Below are 18,210 nucleotides of genomic sequence, written 5' to 3' on the forward strand. Positions count from 1 at the left end.
GTACTTCTCAACCGCCCGCGGTTAACAAGTACTCACGGGCGGCGACGCCGCAGCTTGTTGCCCAACCAGACGATGGGGTCGTACCGGCGGTCGACCACCCTTTCCTTCATCGGAATGATGGCGTTGTCCGTGATCTTTATCCCTTCGGGGCACACCTCGGTGCAGCATTTGGTGATGTTGCAGAGCCCGAGACCGAATTCTTCCTGCGCCGCGTCACGACGATCGGCCGTGTCGAGTGGATGCATCTCCAGTTCGGCGACACGGATGAAGAAGCGGGGGCCGGAGAACGCCGGCTTGTTGTCGTCGTGATCACGGATGACGTGGCAGGTGTTCTGGCAGAGGAAGCACTCGATGCACTTGCGGAATTCCTGCGACCGTTCGACGTCGACCTGCTGCATCCGGTACTCGCCCGGCCCGAGCCCCGGCGGCGGGGTGAACGACGGGATCTCCCGCGCCTTCGCGTAGTTGAACGACACGTCGGTGACGAGATCCCGGATGACCGGGAACGCTCGCAGCGGCGTGACCGTCACGACCTCGTCTTCGGTGAACGTCGACATCCGCGTCATGCACAGCAGCCGTGGCTGGCCGTTGATCTCCGCGGAACACGACCCGCACTTGCCCGCCTTGCAGTTCCATCGCACCGCCAGGTCCGGGGTCTGCGTCGCCTGCAACCGGTGGATGATGTCGAGCACCACCTCACCTTCGTTGACGGGGATGGAGTAGTCCTGGAGTGCTCCGCCGTCGGCGTCGCCGCGCCAGACCCGGAACTGCGCGTCGTAACCCATCTCAGGCCTTCCTTCCCGGGTGTTCCGCGAGTTCGGCGTCGGTGTAGTACTTGGCCAGTTCGTCGATGTCGAAGAGTTCCAACAGCTCTGCGCGCATCGGGAGCTGCGGCTCGCGGGTGACGGTGACATCCGGCACCACCGAATCGGGATGCGCGGACATGTCGCCGACCACGCTGCACACCAGCAGGGTATTGCGCCACTCCGCCTCCATGCTCGGGTGGTCGTCGCGGGTGTGCCCGCCGCGACTTTCCGTGCGCAGCAAGGCCGCCTGCGCGACGCATTCGCTGACCAGCACCATGTTCCGCAGGTCCACGGCGAGGTGCCATCCCGGGTTGAACTGGCGGTGCCCCTCCACCTCCACGCCCCCGATCCGGCCCTTGATCTCCGTGAGTTTCTCCAGAGCGCGGACGATCTCGTCTTCCTTCCGGATGATGCCGACGAGGTCGTTCATGGTCTGCTGCAGTTCGGTGTGGAGCGTGTACGGGTTCTCGGTGGTGCCGCCCTCCCCGACCGCGGGATCGAACGGCGACAACAACATCCGTGCCGCAGCATCGACGGCGTCCGCGGAGACGACCGGCCGCTCCTGCAGCGACTTCACGTACTCCGCCGCCCCCAGTCCGGCGCGACGCCCGAACACGAGAAGGTCGGAGAGGGAGTTGCCGCCGAGCCGGTTGGAACCGTGCATCCCGCCCGAACACTCCCCCGCCGCGAACAGACCCGCGACGCTGGACGATCCGCTGTCGGGATCGACTTCGATGCCCCCCATCACGTAATGGCAGGTGGGCCCGACCTCCATCTGCTCCTTCGTGATGTCGACGTCGGCGAGTTCCTTGAACTGGTGGTACATCGAGGGCAGCCGCCGGACGATCTCGTCGGCGGGCATCCGTGAGGCGATGTCGAGGTACACGCCGCCGTGCGGGGTCTGCCGTCCGGCCTTGACCTCGGAGTTGATGGCCCGGGCCACCTCGTCGCGGGGCAGCAGATCCGGTGTGCGGCGGTTGTTGTCGGAATCCTTGTACCAGCCGTCTGCTTCTTCCTCGGTCTCCGCGTACTGGCCTTTGAAGACCGGCGGGATGTACGAGAACATGAACCGTTCGCCCTCGGAGTTCTTCAGGACCCCGCCGTCGCCGCGAACGCCTTCCGTCACGAGGATGCCCTTGACGCTCGGCGGCCACACCATGCCGGTGGGGTGGAACTGCACGAACTCCATGTTGATGAGGTTGGCGCCCGCGCGCAGGGCGAGGGCGTGACCGTCGCCGGTGTACTCCCACGAGTTCGACGTCACCTTGAACGACTTGCCGATCCCGCCGGTGGCCATCACGACCGCCGGCGCCTCGAACAGGACGAAACGTCCACTCTCGCGCCAGTATCCGAATGCACCCGAGATCCGGTCGCCGTCCTTGGTCAGCTCGGAGATGGTGCACTCGGCGAAGATCTTGATCCGGGCCTCGTAGTCGCCGGTGGCGGCGAAATCTTCCTGCTGCAGCGACACGATCTTCTGCTGCATGGTGCGGATCAGTTCGAGTCCGGTGCGATCACCGACGTGCGCGAGCCGCGGATACGTGTGACCGCCGAAGTTGCGCTGGCTGATCCGGCCGTCGGGGGTCCGGTCGAACAGGGCGCCGTACGTTTCGAGTTCCCATACCCGGTCGGGAGCCTCACGGGCGTGCAGTTCGGCCATTCGCCAGTTGTTGAGGAATTTGCCGCCGCGCATCGTGTCCTGGAAATGGGTCTGCCAGGTGTCCTTCTCGTTGGCGTTTCCCATCGCGGCGGCGCAGCCACCCTCCGCCATGACCGTGTGCGCCTTGCCGAACAGCGACTTGCAGACGACGGCGACGGATAGACCCTGTTCGCGGGCCTCGATGACCGCTCGCAGTCCGGCGCCGCCGGCACCGATGACCACGACGTCGTACTGGTGCCGTTCGACTTCCGTCATTCCACTCCCTCTTCGATGAAGTCAGTTGATCAGGCGCAGGTCGGAGATGGTGCCGCTGGCCACGAGCATCACGTAGAAGTCGGTGATGATCAGTGTGGCGAGGGTGGTCCAGGCGAGCTGCATGTGCCGGGTGTTCAGTGTGCTGACCCAGGTCCAGAGCCGGTACCGGATCGGGTGCTTGGAGAAGTGGGTGAGTCTGCCACCCATGACGTGCCTGCAGGAATGGCAGGAGACGGTGTACGCCCAGAGCAGGATCACGTTGCAGACCATGATGAGTGTGCCGAGCCCGATTCCGAATCCGCCGTCGGCGCCGTGGAACGCGCGGATCGCGTCGTACGTGTTGATCAGCGAGACGACGAGTGCGACGTAGAAGAAGTAGCGGTGTGCGTTCTGGACGATCAGCGGCAGGCGCGTCTCACCCGTGTAGGTGCCATGGGGCTCCGCGACCGCGCACGCGGGCGGCGAGAACCACACCGACCGGTAATAGGCCTTGCGGTAGTAGTAGCAGGTGAGCCGGAATCCGAGCAGGAACGGCAGCACCAGGAACCCGAGCGGGATGATCATCGGCAACTCGCCGATGGGTGTCCCGAAGTCGCTCGAACCGGGCACACAAGAATCGCTCAGGCACGGCGAGTAGAACGGCGTCAGGTAGTGATAGTCCTCGACGAAGTACGCGGTGCGGACCCACGAGCGGACCGATGCATACACCACGAAGACGGACAGGCCGAGCACCGTCAGCAGCGGGGCCAGCCACCACCGGTCGGTGCGGAGCGTGCGTTCCGCTATCCGGGCACGCGTCGGCGCCCCCACACCGGCACTTTCGGGCTTCTTCGGCGGCGCGCTCATCCGCGCTCGTAGTGGAGCCCGCCCAGCCCCTCGTCGTCGACGCCGAGCCACATCGACGCGTCGTACGGGGTGTCCGACACCTTGATTCGCTCCACCGGCTCGCGGTGGACGACGTTCGGCGGCGATGCGTCGAGGTCGCGCGCGTCGATCTCGAGCCGTTCCAGATCGTTGGTCAGTCGCCGCACGGATGCGGCGTCGCCGTACATCGAATGCAACGACCCGACAGCGCGCCGGAGACGGTCGATGGTGCGATTCAATTCGAGCATTTCGGAGGTCGACATGTGACCCCTCCCAACCCAGCCGGATGTAGCCGTGACACGAATCACACTACCGACATTCCGGGAACCCGGGGCAGCTTTCGGCCCCCGGCAACGCCGTGGCGATGAATTTCGCCGGGCAGCCGAGTCCATACCTGTAGGACAACCGAAACCGAACCCCACCGGGAGGAAATCATGGCCGACGCCACGATCGGAAGCATCCTGCTCGCCAGCACGCGCCCCGAGCGATTGCGGGACTGGTACACGGCCGCATTCTCGCCGAAGGTCGAACGCACCCCCGGCGAACCCGGCTACGACGTCCTCGATTTCGACGGCTTCTACATCATGCTCGACCGCCGCGACGACGTCGGCGACACGAATCCCGAACCCGGCCGCGTACTCCTCAACGTCGAGGTCACCGACGCCCGCGCCGCAGCAGGCCGGATCGACGAACTCGGTGCGACGTGGCTGTCCCCGCTCGAGGATCGTGACGGCAGCTGGTTCGGCACCGCCGTCGACCCCGACGGCAACTACGTCCAGATCATCCAGCTCAGCGCGCAGGCGCGGGCCGAGATGTCCTGACCGGCAGAGAAAGAGAACAGACATGTTGAACAATGCGAGAGCATTCAGTGGATTCGCCGTCGACGACATCGCCGCGGCCAAGTCCTTCTACACCGACGCCCTGGGCCTCGAGGTCACCGAGGAGGAGATGGGCCTGCTGGGCCTGCATCTCCCGAAGGGGCCCGTGGTGCTGATCTACCCCAAGCCCGACCACACGCCGGCGACGTTCACCATCCTCAACTTCGCCGTCGAGGACGTCGAGAAAGCCGTCGACGCGCTCACCGAACGCGGGATCCAGTTCCTGCGGTATGACGGTTTCGATCAGGACGACAAGGGAATCATGCGCGGCAACGGTCCCGACATCGCGTGGTTCACCGACCCGGCCGGCAACGTGCTGTCGGTGCTGGCGGAATCCTGACGGCCGCTCAGCGGGCCGTCAGCGTCGCCTTCAGCCAGGTGCCGTCGAACCACGTGGACGCGGCCGCACCGAACGACGCGGAGTCGAGGCGTCCGCTGCCCGCAGGCACCGAGCCGACGACGTCGACCCCCGTGACGGCGGGCAGGTCGTCGAGATTGCACCGCTCGGCCAGGCCGGGCTCGTCCGGCCACGACCCGATCACCGTTCCGGCGCACGCGAGACCGGCCGCCGACAGTGCCCGGATCGTGAGCTCGGTGTGGTTGAGCGTGCCGAGGGCTGCCGCGGCGACCACGACAGCCGGTGCGTCGAGGGCGCGCGCGAGATCGACGAGCGTGAAGCCCTCCGCGCCCAATCGCACCAGCAGGCCGCCCGCTCCCTCGACGAGCACCAGATCGTGCCGGTCGTCGAGAGCGCGGACCGTCTCGACGACGTCGGCGCACCGCAGCATCGGCAGGCCGCTGCGCCGGGCAGCGGTGTCGGGGGCGAGGGGTTCGGGGTAGCGGGCGAGTTCCACCACCGCCGTGACACCGGACAATCTGGTCACCTCGGCCAGATCGCCCGGTTCTCCCGGGGCGACGCCGGTCTGCGCGGGCTTGCACACCGCCACGGACAGGCCGGCCTCGCGTGCAGCCGCCGCGAGCGCCGCCGTGACCACCGTCTTGCCGACGTCCGTCGACGTGCCGGTGACCACCAGGATGCTCACGCCGACGCTCCCGTCAGGACGTCGGTCAGCACGGTTTCGATCCGCGCCAGCTCGTCCGCGTCGAGCGTCGCACGCGCGGTGAGCCGCAGACGCGACGTCCCCTCCGGCACCGACGGCGGCCGGAAGCAGCCGACGTGCAGTCCCTGTTCCCGGCAGGCGGCGGCGGCGTCGACGGCGCGTTGCGGGTCGCCGAGGATCACGGAGACCACGGCGGACTCCGGTGTCCCGGCGCCGGTAAACCGCGCGAGATCCCGTGCGCGATCGAGCACGGATTCGGCACGGTCCGGTTCACGCCGCAGGACGGCGAGCGCCGCCCGCGCCGCGCCGACGGCCGCGGGGGCCAGTCCGGTGTCGAAGATGAACGTGCGCGCGGCGTCGACGAGATGCGCGCGCACCTTCTCCGACGCCAGCACCGCACCGCCCTGACTGGCCAGCGACTTCGACAGCGTGGCCGTGACGACGATGTCGGGTTCGCCGGCGAGCCCCACCTCGTGCACGAGTCCGCGGCCCCCTGCGCCGCGGACTCCGACGCCGTGCGCCTCGTCCACGACGAGGAACGCGCCGTGGTCGCGGCACACCCGGTGGAGGTCGACGAGGGGTGCGAGATCACCGTCCGCGCTGAACACCGAGTCGGTGACGACCAGCGCCCGCTCCTCCGGCCGGGTGGCCAGTGCACTGCGGACGAAGTCGAGATCGGAGTGCGGTGCGACGGCGACGCGGGCCCGGGACAGCCGGCATGCGTCGACCAGCGACGCGTGGCTGCCCGCGTCGGAGACGATCAGCGATCCGGCGCCGGACAGTGCGGTGACGGCACCGAGATTCGCCGTGTACCCGGAGGAGAACACCAGCCCGGCCTCGGCGCCGACGAACTCGGCCAGTTCCGTTTCGAGGAGTTCGTGTTCGGTGGTCGATCCCGTGACCAGACGGGAGCCGGTGGCCCCCGCACCCCAGCGACGCAGCGCTGTCATCGCGCCGTGCAGCACCTCAGGGTGCCGTACGAGTCCGAGATAATCGTTGGACGCCAGGTCGATGAGCGCGTTGCCGGGCGTGCGTGGACGCAACTCGCGGCGCAGTCCCGCGGCACGCCGCCGGTCCTCGACGTCGTCGAGCCAGGTGGTGAAGGTGCGGTCGATACTCACCCCCGGCACCATACGCGACTTGAACGGTGTTCAACCCGGGTGGGCCCGGTTTTCCTCGGGTGGCTAGGGTCGAGACCGTGACCACCCCGAGCCTGTCCGTCGACGACATCACGTCCCTCGATGCCTCCCTGCTCTGGCATCCGTACGGCGCCTTCCCCGCCTCGACCACCCCGCTCGTGGTGGCGGAGGCGAGCGGGACGCGCCTCACTCTCGCCGACGGACGCGAACTCGTCGACGGCATGAGTTCGTGGTGGGCCGCGGTCCACGGGTACCGGCATCCCGTCCTCGACGCGGCGGCGACGGCGCAGCTCGGGCGGATGAGCCACGTGATGTTCGGCGGGCTCACCCACGAACCGGCCGCGCGGCTCGCCCAGCTGCTCGTGGAGATCACCCCGAACGGACTCGACAAGGTCTTCCTCGCCGATTCCGGGTCGGTGTCCGTCGAGGTCGCCGTCAAGATGTGCCTGCAGTACTGGCGCAGCCGCGGCAGGCCGGAGCGACATCGGCTACTCACCTGGCGCGGCGGGTACCACGGCGACACGTTCGCCCCGATGAGCGTCTGCGACCCGGACGGCGGCATGCACTCCCTGTGGACGGACGTCCTGGCACGGCAGGTCTTCGCGGGACCGCCGCCCCGCGAGTTCGACCCGCAGTACGTCGCGGAGTTCGAGCGTCTGGTGGCGTCGCACACCGGCGAACTGGCGGCCGTCATCGTGGAACCGGTGGTGCAGGGCGCCGGTGGCATGCGCTTCCACGACCCCCGGTACCTGTCGGAGCTGCGGCGGATCTGCGACGAGCACGGGCTGCTGCTGGTGTTCGACGAGATCGCGACCGGTTTCGGCCGCACCGGCGAGCTGTTCGCCGCGGACCACGCCGGTGTCCGGCCCGACATCATGTGCGTCGGCAAGGCCCTCACCGGCGGGTACCTGACGCTCGCGGCGACGCTCTGTTCCACCGACGTCGCCGAGACCATCAGCGCCGGGGACGCCGGCGGGCTGATGCACGGTCCCACGTTCATGGCCAATCCGCTCGCCTGCGCCGTCGCGGTGGCGTCGATCGACCTCCTGCTGTCGCGCGACTGGCGAGGCGAGGTCGAGGCCGTGCGCCGCGAGCTCGAATCGGGACTCGCGCCGGCGCGGGAACTGCCCGGCGTCCGCGAGGTCCGGGTGCTCGGCGCGATCGGTGTGATCGAACTCGCCGAACCCGTCGACATGCGGGCCGCCACCGACGCCGCGGTGGCCGCCGGGGTCTGGTTGCGGCCGTTCCGGAACCTGATCTACGCGATGCCGCCGTACGTGTGCACCACCGAGGACGTGCGGAAAATCACAGCCGGAATGCTTGCTGCCGCACGGAGCTCCACCCCGGGCCGCTAGCCCGCTCTCGTCGAGCTGAGAGCGACGCCGACGCGGGCTAGTGTTCTCGATATGGAAGCAAGCGAGTCGACCGGCACCACGCCCATTCCCGTGTGGCCCGGCAGCGCCTACCCCCTGGGTGCCACCTACGACGGGGCCGGGACGAACTTCTCCTTGTTCTCCGAGGTCGCCGAGGCGGTCGATCTGTGCCTCATCGCGAAGGACGGCACGGAGACGCGGGTGCGCCTCGACGAGGTCGACGGCTACGTGTGGCACGCGTACCTGCCGACCGTCGTTCCCGGTCAGCGCTACGGGTACCGGATCCACGGGCCCTGGGATCCCGCGGCCGGGCACCGCTGCGACCCCAGCAAGCTTCTCCTCGACCCCTACGGCAAGGCGTTCGACGGCGAGTTCGACGGAGACCGGTCGCTGTTCTCCTACGACATCGACGCGCCCGACGAGCCCGCCTCCGAGGACTCGGAGGACGTCATCGCGATCGTCGACACGGACGACGACATCGAGGCCGAGGACGACGCCGAACTCGCAGCGGAACCCGAGGACACCTCGGTGCCGGGACTGCCAGGACACGACTCGCTCGGCCACACGATGACGACGGTGGTGATCAACCCGTTCTTCGACTGGGCCGCCGACCGCGCGCCGAAACACCCCTACCACGACACCGTGATCTACGAGGCCCACGTCAAGGGCATGACGGCGACGCACCCCGGCGTGCCGGAGGAGCTTCGCGGCACGTATGCGGGGCTCGCGCATCCGGTGATCATCGACCACCTCGTCGACCTCGGGGTCACCGCGATCGAACTGATGCCGGTGCATCAGTTCATGCACGATCAGACGCTGCTCGACAAGGGGTTGCGGAACTACTGGGGCTACAACACGTTCGGGTTCCTCGCCCCGCACACCGGGTATTCGTCGGCGGAGAAGCCGGGCGCCGCGGTGTCGGAGTTCAAGGCGATGGTCCGCTCGTTCCACGAGGCGGGCATCGAGGTCATCCTCGACGTCGTCTACAACCACACCGCCGAGGGCAACCACCTCGGTCCGACCATCTCGTTCCGCGGCATCGACAACGCCGCCTACTACCGGCTCGTCGACGGCGACGCCGAGCATTACATGGACTACACGGGCACCGGGAACAGTCTCAACGCCCGGCACCCGCACACGCTGCAACTGATCATGGACTCGCTGCGGTACTGGGTCACCGAAATGCACGTCGACGGATTCCGGTTCGACCTCGCGTCCACGCTGGCCCGTGAACTGCACGACGTCGACCGGCTCTCCGCGTTCTTCGACCTCGTCCAGCAGGATCCGATCGTCAGCCAGGTCAAGCTCATCGCCGAGCCGTGGGACATCGGCGAGGGCGGCTACCAGGTGGGCAACTTCCCGGGCCTGTGGACGGAGTGGAACGGCAAGTACCGGGACACGGTGCGCGACTACTGGCGCGGCGAACCCGCGACGCTCGGCGAATTCGCGTCCCGGCTCACCGGCTCCTCCGACCTGTACGAGGCGACCGGGCGCCGTCCCGGCGCGAGCATCAACTTCGTCATCGCCCACGACGGGTTCACCCTGCACGACCTGGTGTCGTACAACGAGAAGCACAACGAGGCCAACGGCGAGGGCAACAACGACGGCGAGAGCCACAACCGGTCCTGGAACTGCGGTGTCGAGGGACCGACGGACGATCCGGAGATCCTCGACCTGCGCGGGCGGCAGAGCCGCAACATCCTGGCCACCCTGCTGCTCAGCCAGGGGACCCCGATGCTGGCGCACGGCGACGAGATGGGCCGCACCCAGCAGGGCAACAACAACGTGTACTGCCAGGACTCGGAACTGTCGTGGATGGACTGGTCGCTGGCGGACTCCAACGCCGACCTGGTCGAGTTCACCAAACGGGTGATCGCACTGCGGATGAAGAATCCGGTGTTCCGTCGTCGCCGGTTCTTCGAGGGCACCCCCATCCGCAGCGGTGATCAGACCCGCGACATCGCGTGGCTCACCCCGGCCGGTGAGGAGATGACCCCCGAGGACTGGGACAGCGGTTTCGGGAAGTCGCTCGCGGTCTTCCTCAACGGCGAGGGCATCCCCGAACCCAACCACCGCGGCGAGCGGGTGGTCGGCGACTCGTTCCTGCTGTGTTTCAACGCGCACGACGAGGAGATCGAGTTCTCCACGCCGAACTCCGATTACGCCGACGAATGGGCGGTCGTGCTCGACACCGCCGTCCCGACGGGGGCGAAGGAAGCGGTGATCAAGGCCGGGAATCCGCTGCAGGTCGAGGCCCGGTCGCTGGTCGTGCTGCGCCGGACCGCCTGAGCCGGGGACGACGATGTCGATCACGGCCACCTACCGGCTGCAACTGCGCGGTGACTGCTTCACCCTGGCGGACGCCGCCGCCGTCGCCGACTACCTGGACGACCTCGGGATCTCCCACGTCTATCTGTCGCCGATCCTGACGGCCACCACCGGGTCGACCCACGGCTACGACGTCACCGACGTGACCCGCGTGTCCCCCGCACTCGGCGGGCGGGAGGCGCTGGCCGCGCTGGCCCAGGAGTTGCGGGGCCGCGGCATGGGCCTGGTCGTCGATCTCGTCCCCAACCATGTGGGTGTCGCGAATCCGCGTGAGAACGCGTGGTGGTGGGACGTGCTCACGCACGGTCGCCGCTCCGAGTACGTCGAGTTCTTCGACATCGACTGGAGCGACGACAACGGCGCAGGCGGCCGGCTCGCGCTGCCCGTCCTCGGATCGGACGCCGATCTCGAGTCGCTGACCGTCGACCGCTCGGGACCCGAACCGTTGCTCGCGTTCTACGAGCACCGTTTCCCGATCACCCCCGGCACCGACGCCACCGAGCCGAAGGCGGTGCACGACGCGCAGTCCTACCGTCTGGTCCCGTGGGACTCCGGGCTCATCGGGTACCGCCGGTTCTTCGCGGTCAGCGAACTGGCCGGCATCCGTCAGGAAGACCCGCGGGTATTCGAGGCCTCGCACCGCGAACTGCGGAGCTGGGTGGCGGACGAGTTGATCGACGGAGTGCGCATCGACCACCCCGACGGGTTGTCCGATCCGTCCGAGTACCTCGACCGGCTGCGCGACGTGATCGGCGCTGACCGGTGGCTCGTGATCGAGAAGATCCTCGGCCACACCGAACCACTGGACGACCACCTGCCGATCGCGGGCACCACCGGCTACGACGCACTGGCCGAACTCGGCGGCGTCTTCGTCGACGCGTCGGGAGCGCCCGCGCTCACTGCCCTGTCGGCGGCCCGCACGGGCGATCGGGGTGACGCGACGTGGATCCACGATCACGAAACGGCGATCAAACGCGACGTCGCCGGAACCATCCTCGCCCCGGAGGTCCGGCGCCTCGTCCGCGCGATCCGCGCGGAGACCGGCACCGACAGCAGCGATGCGGACCTGCGCGACGCCGTCGTGGACGCCGTCGCGGCCATGCCCGTGTACCGGTCCGACTACAGTCCGCTGGCCGGGCTGGCGAAGCGCGTGATCGGTGACGTCCTACGGCGCGAACCGCAACGGTCCGACGCGCTGTCCGCCCTCGCGGCCGCCCTGATCGCCGGCGGTGAGGCAGCCACCCGCTTCCAGCAGGTGTGTGGCGCGGTGATGGCGAAATCCGTGGAGGACTGCCTGTTCTACCGCACCGCCCGGCTCGTGTCGCTGCAGGAAGTGGGTGGCAATCCGGCGAACGTCGGCGTCTCCCCCGCCGAATTCCACCTGGCCGCAGCCGAGCGAGCCACCCGGTGGCCGCAGGCGATGACGACGCTCTCGACGCACGACACGAAGCGCGGGGAGGACGTCCGGTCCCGGATCGGCATCCTGTCGCAGGTGCCGGATCTGTGGGCGGAATGCGTCGATCAGTGGGAACGCATCGCACCCAGCCCGGATCCCGTCACCGGACTGTTCCTGTGGCAGAACCTGTTCGGGGTGTGGCCGGTCGACGGCCGGGCCGCGGGCGACGTGCCCGACTTCCGCGACCGCGTCCACGCGTACGCGGAGAAAGCGGTCCGTGAGGCCGGGACCCGGACATCGTGGCACGAGGTGAACGAGGACTTCGAAACAGACCTCCACCGTTGGCTGGACACGGTGATCGACGGCACCGTCGGCAGGGCGCTCGGTTCGCTGTGCACCCAGCTGGCCCCGCACGCCTGGTCGGACTCGCTCGGTCAGAAGCTCCTGCAGCTGTGCGGGCCGGGGATCCCGGACGTGTACCAGGGAACCGAGCTGTGGGAGGACTCGCTCGTCGACCCGGACAATCGCCGTCCCGTCGACTACGGCGTGCGACGGACCGTGCTCGCGGGGCTCGGCACTCCCCCGGTCGATGCGACGGGTGCGGCGAAGATGCACGTCGTCCGCACGGCTCTGCGCCTGCGCCGGGAACGTCCGGACAGTTTCGTCGGCGGGACCTACGCGCCGGTCTTCGCGTCGGGGACCGCGGCGGAGCATCTGATCGGTTTCACTCGCGGACGACAAGGAGCGGCGCCGGACGTCGTGGCACTGGCCACCCGGCACACCGTCGGACTCGAGCAACGCGGCTGGGGCGACACGACCGTGACCCTCCCGGACGGCACCTGGACCGATCTGCTCACCTCCGAGGCGTACACCGGCGGCCGCGTCGACACCGCGACGCTGTTCGCCCGCTACCCCGTTGCCCTTCTGGCCCTGTGAGTACTTCTTAACCGCCCGCGGTTAACAAGTACTCACAGGGGTACTGGCTCTGGTATGTCGCGACGTGTGGTTGCCCGGGCGTATGGAGGGCCGGAGGTCCTCGCGGTCGTCGACGCGGAGCCGGTGGGTCCCGCACCCGGCGAGGTGGTGATCGAGGTTCGCGCCATCGGGGTCAACCCGATCGACTACAAGCTCTACAGCGGCGCGTTCGGCGCCGACCCGGACGCCCTGCCCCTGCGGCTGGGCAGCGAGGCTGCGGGCATCGTCGGCGAGGTGGGTGACACCGCGGCCGGACCGGTGGGCCCGATCTCGGTGGGCGACGAGGTGATCGTGTATCCGGTGTCGGAGTCGTACGCGGATCGACTTGTCGTGTCCGGTGATTCGGTGATCCCGAAACCGGCGTCGTTGCCGTGGAACGAGGCTGCCGGACTTCTCGCGGTGGGTGCCACCGCGGTCGACACCCTCGACACGGCGAACGTCGGCGCCGGCGACCTCCTGCTCGTGCACGGAGCGTCAGGCGGCGTCGGGTCGTTCGTCGTGCAGTTGGGGCGGGCCCGCGGTGCCACGATCATCGGCACGGCGCGCCCCGAGCACCACGACTACGTCCGTTCGCTCGGCGCCACCCCGGTGTCCTACGGCACCGGCCTGAGCGATCGGGTCCGTGTCCTGGCACCGGACGGGGTGGATGCCGTCATCGACACCGCGGGCAGCGACGAGGCGGTCGACGTGTCCGTGGACCTGGTGCGGGACCGGTCGCGGGTGGTGACGACCGTCCCCGGGCCCCGGCCGGCGGAAGCCGGTTTCCAGATCGTGGGTGCGCTGGGGCCGGAAGGCATGGAGCCGCGTAAACGGGCCCGCGTCTACCTCGTCGACCTCGCGGGCAACGGGGACGTGCGGGTGCGCGTCGCGCGCACGTACGCGCTGTCCGAGGCGGCGCGGGCTCACGCCGATCTCCGGAAACCGCACGCGGCGGGCAAGTTCATCCTGCTGCCGTAGGCGGGACGCACCTCGCATCAGTGGAGCAGACTCGCCCGGATCGTCGCTTTCACCCAGTTCCGGTACTCGTCGACGTCCCACCCGCACTGCCGGCGCAGCATCGAATACACCTGCGGCGACACGACCGTGAACAGCACGTCGGCGGCTCGCTGGACGGAGATCTCGGGACGCAGCAGTTCGTGCGCGGCGAGTCCCTCGGCGAGCGTCATCGCATTCTCGGCCGAGGCCCGCGCTCCCTCGTCGGCGAACCGCCGCATGTCGTCGTCCGCTCCCGAGGATTCGATCGACGTCGTCATCAGGGTCCCGGCCCGCTCCAGGACGTCGGTGCTGAATCCGACCATCTGGTCGAGGATCCGTTCGACCGGGTCGCCGTCCCGGGGCACCGGTGTGGGGGCCGCGGCGCCATCACCCTCGATGGCCGCGTGAAGTACCTCGTGGAACAGTTCCGCCTTGCCACCGGGAAACGCGGTGAACACCGTGCGGGTCGAGACCCCGGCGGCCTCGGCCACGGTCCGCACCGTCGTGCTGACGTATCCACGGTCGATGAACAGCCGGGCCGCGGCGTCCCGGACGAGGAGACGGGTCCGGCGCGCCGATTCCGCACGCAGCGGCGAACTGTAGGGCCTCTTGGCGGATTCGGGCATGGGCTCACGATAGACGCATTCGATACATCACTCGTGCAACCAATATGGCACGGCGATTCGCCGCACATCGACCAGGCGAAACGCCCGATACCTACGACTTCGGGTGTTCCACCCAGGCATCGGATCCAGGAAACACGAGCGCCTCGTGGCCGTCGTCGTACCGGACGAGATAGGGCGGTTCGCCGTTCTCTCCGTGTACCTCCACGACCTCGGCGGTCGTCTCGTGCACTCCGACCACCCGCCCCTGAACGTGCAACCGGTCTCCCACTGCTACGTGCATGACTGCTCCTCGCGACGTTCGAGTCCGTACTCTCAGCTTGCTACTTCCGGAACCGGGGCGAAAGGGCCGACTCGCCGCCATCTCTGCCGGCGTGTGCCATCGTGGGGACATGGCTACGTATCGATACCTCGACAAGGACCGTAACGTGCTCGAGGAGCAGGACTTCGGCACCGTGCAGGACGCCGAGGAACACCGGTTGTCCGTTCTCGGCGCCGAGATCATCGAGGAGGTCGAGGACTCCGGCACGCCCGAGAGCTGACTGTTCTGCGCGGCCCGCCGCGTCGAGGCATGCTGATCGGGTGCACACATTCGAGGTATGGGCCCCGATTCCGGAATCCGTCTCTGTAGAGGTCGACGGCCGACGCCACGACTTGACGCCGTCACCGGACGGATGGTGGCGAGCCGACGTCGACGCGTCGCCGGATTCCCGGTACGCGTTTCTCCTCGACGACAGCGACACCCCACTTCCCGATCCCCGGTCACCGCGCCAGCCCGACGGAGTCCACAGTCCGTCGCAGCTCCACACCCTCGACGAGAGCCTCTGGACCGACTCGCGGTGGACCGGGCGGCAACTCGCCGGCTCCGTCGTCTACGAATTGCACGTCGGCACGTTCACCCCGGAGGGCACGTTCGCAGCCGCCGTCGACAAGCTCGACCACCTCGTCGCCCTCGGCGTCGACTTCGTGGAACTGATGCCCGTCAACGGTTTCAACGGGACCCACAACTGGGGCTACGACGGGGTTCTCTGGTACACGGTGCACGAGGGTTACGGCGGGCCGGACGGACTGCAGACCCTCGTCGACGCGTGCCACGCCCGCGGTCTCGGCGTGGTCCTCGACGCCGTGTACAACCACCTCGGACCGTCCGGCAACTACCTCGACCGGTACGGCCCGTACCTGGCGCAGGGCGCCAATACGTGGGGCCGGAGCATCAATCTGGACGGACCGGACAGCGGCGAAGTACGCCGATACATCATCGACAACGCGCTGCGGTGGTTCCGCGAGTTCCACATCGACGCGCTCCGCCTCGACGCGGTCCATGCGCTCGTCGACCACACCGCCACCCACCTTCTCGAGGACCTGGCCATCGAGACCCGCCGGCTGTCCGCGCATCTGAGGCGGCCGTTGACGCTGATCGCCGAGAGCGACCTCAACGATCCGCGCCTGATCACGTCGCGGTCGGCAGGCGGCTGCGGCCTCGACGCCCAGTGGGACGACGACGTGCATCACGCCATTCACGCCGCGGTCTCGGGCGAGAGGCAGGGCTATTACGGGGATTTCGGTTCGATGGCCTGCCTCGCCGACACTCTGCGCCAGGGGTGGTTCCATGCGGGCACGTTCTCGACGTTCCGCGGTCGCACCCACGGCAGGCCGCTGGATACCCGCCGGACCCCGGCCAGTTCTCTGGTCACGTACACGTGCACACACGATCAGATCGGCAACCGGGCGATCGGCGACCGCCCCGGCACGTATCTCGATTCCGGGCAGCTCGCCGTGAAGGCCGCGCTCGTGCTGTGCTCGCCGTTCACGCCGATGCTGTTCATGGGTGAGGAGTGGGGGGCGAGCACCCCGTTCCAGTTCTTCACCTCCCACCCCGAACCGGAACTCGCGAGAGCGACGGCGGAGGGGCGCAAGGCCGAGTTCGCCGAGCACGGCTGGAGCACGGACGACGTCCCCGACCCGCAGGACCCGGAGACGTTCGAGCGGTCCAAGCTCGACTGGGACGAACTGGTCCGCGAACCGCATGCCCGGCTGCTCGACTGCTATCGCTCGTTACTGCACCTACGACGGGAGCGCGCCGAGTTGACGGATCCGTGGCTCGAGAACCTGTCCGTCGACTACGACGAGGCGGAGCAGTGGATCGTGGTGCACCGCGGGGCACTTCGGATCGCGTGCAACCTGGGTGCCGAACCGGTGACCGTCCCGGTCGGCGGCTCCCCTGTGCTGTGGTGGGAGCCGCCGACACAGGACGAGACCGCGTCGGCGACGGTGCTACCGGGTCACTCGTTCGTGGTGCTCGACAGCTCGCCCTGACGGTCGCGCAGCATCCGCAGGACGAGGATGGCGGTCGCGAACAGGATCACGGCCGTCGCGCCCGCGGCGACGTGCATGCCGTCGACGAACGCCGACTGCGCGGACTCCAGGAACGCCGCCCGGACCGTCTCCGGGAGGTGCTGGGCCTCCGCGACGGCGGCACCGAGCGTGCCCTGCGCGGGCTCGACCTGTTCCGGTGGCAGCATCGACGTGTCGAGGCCGCTCCGGAAAATCGCCATGACGACGCTGCCGAGCACTGCGACGCCGAGTGCGATACCGAGTTCGTACGCGGTCTCGGACACCGCGGAGGCGGCGCCGGCCCGTTCGGGCTCGACGGCGCTGACCACGAGGTCGGACGTCAGGGTCAGTGCGATTCCGACACCGGCGCCTGCGAGGCCGAAGCCGATGACGAACATCGTCGGGGCACCGTCCACACCGAGCGTGAGCATCAGCGCCGCACCCACCGCCGCGGTCGCGAGACCGCCGCCGAGCACGTGCGACGTGGCCCACCGGCGGACCATCCAGGCCGCCGCGAGTGCGGTGACCGCGCTCATCAGCATGCCGGGCAGCATCAGCACGCCCGATTCGAACGCGCTGTTACCCAGCACCAACTGCAGGTACTGCGAGCCGAAGAACAGCACGCCGGCCAGCGCGAAGATGGACAGCAGGTTGGTGAGGACGGCGGTCGAGAACGCCGGCTTGGCGAACAGGCCGATGTCGATCATCGGGTCCTTCATCGCCTTCTGCCTGCGCACGAACACCACACCGGACACGACGCCGACGAGTCCGACGGCGAGCAGCACCGGGTCGACACCGTGCACCACGGTCTCCTTGACCGCGTAGACCAGCGGCAGCATCGTCGTCATCGACAGCGCCGCGCTGAGCAGGTCGAAGCGTCCCGGGGCGGGGTCCTTGGACTCGGGAATGACGAGCGGTCCCACGGCGATCAGAACCAGCATCACGGGGATGTTGATCAGGAACACCGAACCCCACCAGAAGTGCTCGAGCAGCCAGCCGCCGATCAGCGGGCCCGCCGCGGTGCCGCCACCGGCCATCGCGCCCCACACGCCGATGGCGAGGGTCCGCTGGCGAGGGTCGACGAAGATCGTGCGGATCAGACCGAGTGTCGCGGGCATCAGCGTCGCACCCGAGATTCCCTGCAGTACGCGCGCCGCGATCAGCATCTCGGGTGTCGGCGACCACGCCGCGATCAGCGACGCGATGCCGAATCCGGCGGCACCGACGAGCAGCAGGCGACGCCGTCCGATCCGGTCGCCGAGCGTGCCCATCGTGATGAGCAGGCCGGCGAGGACGAACGAGTAGACGTCGATGATCCACAGCAGCTGTGTGCTGCTGGGTTCGAGGTCTGCGCTGATGAACGGCAATGCGAGGTCGAGCACTGTGCCGTCGACGGCGATCAGGAGGACGGCGAAGGCCAGGACGACCAATCCGAGCCAGTCTCGGCGTGATGCGGAGGTCTGATCCGGCGCGCCATGAGCGTCGTTGATCCCGCGATCCGTGGAGACAGACATTTATCTTCCTGCGACTTTCCGATTAGAGA

Annotated in this window: 17 protein-coding genes; 8 read left to right on the top strand and 9 right to left on the bottom strand. The window is 68.4% G+C overall.

Annotated elements, in window-relative coordinates; translation table 11 throughout:
* Positions 1 to 32: 32 nt before the first annotated feature.
* Genes DTA22_RS13275 through DTA22_RS13290 form a run of 4 tightly spaced genes read right to left on the bottom strand, consistent with a single transcriptional unit; the run spans position 33 to position 3,848 of the window.
* Positions 33 to 785 carry a succinate dehydrogenase/fumarate reductase iron-sulfur subunit gene (locus tag DTA22_RS13275; RefSeq protein WP_037240754.1) on the bottom strand — a complete coding sequence of 251 codons (753 nt, stop codon included), beginning with the start codon at positions 783 to 785 and terminating at the stop codon, positions 33 to 35.
* Position 786: 1 nt separating this feature from the next.
* Entirely contained in the window at positions 787 to 2,721 is a 1,935-nt protein-coding gene (locus tag DTA22_RS13280) for a fumarate reductase/succinate dehydrogenase flavoprotein subunit (protein ID WP_007297414.1), read from the bottom strand.
* Between the two features lie 21 nt (positions 2,722 to 2,742).
* Positions 2,743 to 3,567 carry a hypothetical protein gene (locus DTA22_RS13285; protein WP_037240749.1) on the bottom strand — a complete coding sequence of 275 codons (825 nt, stop codon included), beginning with the start codon at positions 3,565 to 3,567 and terminating at the stop codon, positions 2,743 to 2,745.
* On the bottom strand, positions 3,564 to 3,848 hold the full coding sequence (locus DTA22_RS13290) for a hypothetical protein (protein ID WP_037240747.1): 285 nt from the start codon (positions 3,846 to 3,848) through the stop codon (positions 3,564 to 3,566). Before DTA22_RS13290 ends, DTA22_RS13285 begins: the two co-directional genes overlap by 4 nt.
* A 171-nt stretch (positions 3,849 to 4,019) precedes the next feature.
* On the opposite strand from DTA22_RS13290, the gene DTA22_RS36045 reads away from it, so the two are divergent.
* Positions 4,020 to 4,406 (top strand): VOC family protein, encoded by a 387-nt coding sequence (locus tag DTA22_RS36045; protein ID WP_037240744.1) that lies wholly within the window; start codon positions 4,020 to 4,022, stop codon positions 4,404 to 4,406.
* A gap of 22 nt (positions 4,407 to 4,428) precedes the next feature.
* Complete coding sequence (locus tag DTA22_RS36050) at positions 4,429 to 4,803, top strand: VOC family protein (RefSeq protein ID WP_037240741.1); 375 nt, start codon at positions 4,429 to 4,431, stop codon at positions 4,801 to 4,803.
* 7 nt (positions 4,804 to 4,810) lie between these two features.
* Here DTA22_RS36050 and bioD read toward each other — a convergent pair whose 3' ends face one another.
* Together bioD and DTA22_RS13305 are read right to left on the bottom strand one after the other, a co-directional pair.
* The gene (bioD, locus tag DTA22_RS13300; RefSeq protein ID WP_112299710.1) at positions 4,811 to 5,506 is read right to left on the bottom strand and encodes a dethiobiotin synthase; all 696 of its coding nucleotides are present in this window, start codon (positions 5,504 to 5,506) and stop codon (positions 4,811 to 4,813) included.
* Entirely contained in the window at positions 5,503 to 6,657 is a 1,155-nt protein-coding gene (locus DTA22_RS13305; protein ID WP_037240736.1) for an 8-amino-7-oxononanoate synthase, read from the bottom strand. Before DTA22_RS13305 ends, bioD begins: the two co-directional genes overlap by 4 nt.
* Before the next feature lie 65 nt (positions 6,658 to 6,722).
* Here DTA22_RS13305 and DTA22_RS13310 point away from each other — a divergent pair, with 65 nt between their 5' ends.
* The 4 genes from DTA22_RS13310 to DTA22_RS13325 are packed head-to-tail and all read left to right on the top strand — an operon-like array spanning position 6,723 to position 13,692.
* Positions 6,723 to 8,018: an adenosylmethionine--8-amino-7-oxononanoate transaminase gene (locus tag DTA22_RS13310; RefSeq protein WP_112299711.1), complete on the top strand. Its 1,296-nt coding sequence runs from the start codon at positions 6,723 to 6,725 to the stop codon at positions 8,016 to 8,018.
* Positions 8,019 to 8,069: 51 nt separating this feature from the next.
* Positions 8,070 to 10,325, top strand: a complete 2,256-nt coding sequence (glgX, locus tag DTA22_RS13315) for a glycogen debranching protein GlgX (protein ID WP_112299712.1) — start codon at positions 8,070 to 8,072, stop codon at positions 10,323 to 10,325.
* A gap of 13 nt (positions 10,326 to 10,338) precedes the next feature.
* Positions 10,339 to 12,696, top strand: coding sequence for a malto-oligosyltrehalose synthase (gene treY, locus DTA22_RS13320; RefSeq protein WP_112299713.1), 2,358 nt, complete (start codon positions 10,339 to 10,341; stop codon positions 12,694 to 12,696).
* A gap of 54 nt (positions 12,697 to 12,750) precedes the next feature.
* Positions 12,751 to 13,692 (top strand): NADP-dependent oxidoreductase, encoded by a 942-nt coding sequence (locus tag DTA22_RS13325; protein WP_112299714.1) that lies wholly within the window; start codon positions 12,751 to 12,753, stop codon positions 13,690 to 13,692.
* Positions 13,693 to 13,709: 17 nt separating this feature from the next.
* Here DTA22_RS13325 and DTA22_RS13330 read toward each other — a convergent pair whose 3' ends face one another.
* Both DTA22_RS13330 and DTA22_RS13335 read right to left on the bottom strand, forming a co-directional pair.
* Positions 13,710 to 14,336, bottom strand: a complete 627-nt coding sequence (locus DTA22_RS13330) for a TetR/AcrR family transcriptional regulator (RefSeq protein WP_112299715.1) — start codon at positions 14,334 to 14,336, stop codon at positions 13,710 to 13,712.
* Between the two features lie 91 nt (positions 14,337 to 14,427).
* Positions 14,428 to 14,616 (bottom strand): DUF1918 domain-containing protein, encoded by a 189-nt coding sequence (locus DTA22_RS13335; protein WP_005247576.1) that lies wholly within the window; start codon positions 14,614 to 14,616, stop codon positions 14,428 to 14,430.
* A gap of 109 nt (positions 14,617 to 14,725) precedes the next feature.
* On the opposite strand from DTA22_RS13335, the gene DTA22_RS36270 reads away from it, so the two are divergent.
* Positions 14,726 to 14,875: a hypothetical protein gene (locus DTA22_RS36270; protein WP_005260252.1), complete on the top strand. Its 150-nt coding sequence runs from the start codon at positions 14,726 to 14,728 to the stop codon at positions 14,873 to 14,875.
* 40 nt (positions 14,876 to 14,915) lie between these two features.
* Positions 14,916 to 16,649, top strand: a complete 1,734-nt coding sequence (treZ, locus tag DTA22_RS13340) for a malto-oligosyltrehalose trehalohydrolase (RefSeq protein WP_112299716.1) — start codon at positions 14,916 to 14,918, stop codon at positions 16,647 to 16,649.
* On the opposite strand, the gene DTA22_RS13345 is transcribed toward treZ, so the two are convergent.
* Complete coding sequence (locus DTA22_RS13345; RefSeq protein ID WP_112299717.1) at positions 16,616 to 18,181, bottom strand: MFS transporter; 1,566 nt, start codon at positions 18,179 to 18,181, stop codon at positions 16,616 to 16,618. The genes treZ and DTA22_RS13345 overlap by 34 nt on opposite strands.
* Between the last annotated feature and the right edge of the window lie 29 nt (positions 18,182 to 18,210).

Origin of the sequence: Rhodococcus wratislaviensis (assembly GCF_900455735.1) — a bacterium.
Classification (GTDB): Bacteria; Actinomycetota; Actinomycetes; order Mycobacteriales; family Mycobacteriaceae; genus Rhodococcus_F; species Rhodococcus_F wratislaviensis.